Source organism: Cytophagia bacterium CHB2 (assembly GCA_030263535.1).
Lineage (GTDB): Bacteria > Zhuqueibacterota > Zhuqueibacteria > Zhuqueibacterales > Zhuqueibacteraceae > Coneutiohabitans.
Window position 1 is genome coordinate 1 of record SZPB01000557.1, and the last position, 2,835, is coordinate 2,835.

Annotated in this window: 2 protein-coding genes; both read left to right on the forward strand. The window is 52.2% G+C overall.

The window, feature by feature from the left end:
- Window positions 1-774, forward strand: a 774-nt coding sequence (locus tag FBQ85_28840) for a GxxExxY protein (protein ID MDL1879141.1), incomplete at its 5' end; no start/stop codon positions are given.
- Between the two features lie 88 nt (window positions 775-862).
- On the forward strand, window positions 863-2,835 hold a 1,973-nt coding region (locus FBQ85_28845; GenBank protein ID MDL1879142.1), incomplete at its 3' end, for an efflux RND transporter permease subunit.

Consider the following 2,835-nt stretch of genomic DNA (forward strand, 5'->3'; position numbering starts at 1 on the left):
CTGAATTATGAGATCAATGGCTGCGCGTTTGACGCTTTCAAAGAAGTTGGCGTCGGATTCGACGAGCCAAGATATCACAAATTCTTTCATCAAAATCTGCTCGACAAAGGGCTGAAAGCAAAATACAAAGTGCCTTTACAAGCCTTCTATCGAAATGAAAAAATCGCGGACTTCGAAGCAGACGAAATCGTGGAAGACTGCATCGTCGTCGAAGCGAAGGCGATTCAAACGGATTTTGTTCCGGAGAATTATGCCCAACTCTTTACGTATCTCAAACTCATGAAGCTCAGGCTCGGGCTGCTCATCAATTTCGGCCTGATTCAGGCAAAATCAAAGCGCGTCATTTTCGACGAGATCAAAATGGCCGGCACGGAATCTTGGGACGATGAGTTCCTCTTGCATTTCTCTCACAAGCCAGCACTCGACCTCGTGCTAAACTCCATTCATGCCGTCGGTCAAGAGCTTGGCCCCGGTTTCCACAGCAAACTTTACAAGGCGGCGCTCAAAATCGAGTTCGGCTACAAGCAAATCAATTATAATGAGAGTGTCCTGATACCCCTCGAATCGGCGCGCGTTCAAGTTGATCCGATGGAAATCGATTTCTGGTTAATTGACGGCGCTTTTTTGCTTGGTATTCTTGCCGGCAAGGGCGAGATGAGAAAATACGACATCTATCGCATGCGTTCTTATCTCAAACACCTCAAACTGAACCACGGCCTGATCGCGTATTGGAACGCAAAAAACCTTCAGCTCTATGGAATTTATCAGCCTTAATTTGGATACAAAAGTGAAAGCACACAAAATTCTTTAGAAAAATCTTTTGTGCACTTTCAATTTTGTGTCCAATTAACTTGAGGTCAAAATGTTCGACAAACTCATCAAGCTTTCGCTCGAAAACCGCCTCATCGTTTTGGCGGCGGCGGTGCTATTGCTCATCATCGGCGTGTTCGTTGCTCTTCGTTTGCCGGTAGATGTTTTTCCCGATCTCACCGCGCCGACGGTGACGGTGATCACCGAGGCGCACGGCATGGCCGCCGAAGAAGTTGAAACGCTGGTCACGTTTCCGATCGAGACCGCGGTGAACGGCGCGACCGGCGTGCGGCGCGTGCGCTCCTCCAGCGCGGCGGGTATTGCTATTGTCTGGGTAGAATTCGATTGGGGCACGGATATTTTCATCGCACGGCAAATCGTCAATGAGAAATTGCAAATCGCTGCCGCTTCTTTGCCCGCCGGCATCGACCGCCCGATTCTCGCGCCGATTTCTTCCATCATGGGCGAAATCATGCTCATCGGTGTGAGCCTTGATTCTGCAGCAACAGACAATGGGCATTCTATCACGACAATGGATTTGCGTTCCATTGCCGATTGGACGATTCGTCGCCGCTTGCTCTCCGTGCCCGGCGTTTCGCAAGTTGTGCCGATTGGCGGCGACGTCAAGCAATATCAAATTTTAGTCTCGCCGGAAAAACTCACCGCGTATGACGTTTCGCTCAATGAAGTGCTGCATGCGGCGGAGCAATCCAACACCAATTCTTCCGGCGGCGCTTACATGGACGCCGGACAGGAGTATCTCATTCGCGGCATCGGTCGCGTGCAACACTTTGATGACATTGCCACTTCCGTTATCGCCATGCGCGGCAATTTGCCCGTGCTCATTCGCGACGTGGCGGAAGTAAAAATCGGCCCGGCCATCAAATTCGGCGACGGTTCCGCTAATGCCAAACCTGCCGCCATCATCATGGTGCAGAAGCAGCCCAACGCCAACACGCTGGAGTTGACGAAGCGCATCGAAAGCACGATCGCTGAAATTCGAAAAACCTTGCCGCCCGGCATTACCATCAATACGCAAATTTTCCGGCAGGCGGATTTTATTCGCGTCGCGATTGACAATGTCATCGAAGCTTTGCGTGACGGCGCGATTTTGGTCATGGTGGTGCTCTTCTTTTTTCTCGGCAACGTGCGCACCACGCTCATTTCGATTTTGGCGATTCCGCTTGCACTCGTGGTCACGATTTTCGTCTTTCAACTTTTTGGCATCACGATCAATACGATGACGCTCGGCGGACTTGCCATCGCGGTTGGCGCACTGGTTGATGACGCCATCATCGACGTAGAAAACGTCTTTCGCCGGCTGAAAGAAAATCAGCAACGGCTCCCGGCAGAGCGACGCCCAACGCTCGAAGTCGTTTTTTCCGCTTCGAGCGAAATCCGCTCGCCGATGGTGATGGCGACCTTGATCATCATCATCGTGTTTGTGCCGCTGTTTTTCCTCAGCGGCGTTGAAGGCCGATTGCTGCGGCCATTGGGTTATGCTTACATCACTTCCATTTTTGCTTCGCTGCTCGTTGCCGTCACGGTCACACCGGCATTGTGTTCATATCTTTTGCCCAACGCTGATTTCATGAAGAAGGAAGGCGATAGTTGGCTGGTCACGTATCTGAAAAGAGCTTATCGCAAGACGCTGGACTTGGTGCTGCGTTTTCCCAAGCTGGTGCTCGCTGGCGCAGCGGTCGCGTTGGCCGTGTCAATTGCGATCTTGCCGTTTCTCGGCCGTGCGTTTTTGCCGGAGTTCAACGAAGGCTCGCTCACCATCAGCGTGCTCACCGTGCCCGGCACCTCGCTGGATGAATCCAACAAAATCGGCCAGCTCGCCGAACAAATTTTGTTGTCGCATCCTGAAATCAAATCCACCGCGCGTCGTACCGGTCGCGCCGAGTTGGACGAGCATGCGCAAGGCGTGAATGCGGCGGAGCTTGACGCGCGCTTCGAATTGAACGGCAAACACAAGGAAGAATTTTTTGACGAGCTGCGCCGCTCGCTCTCGATCATTCCCGG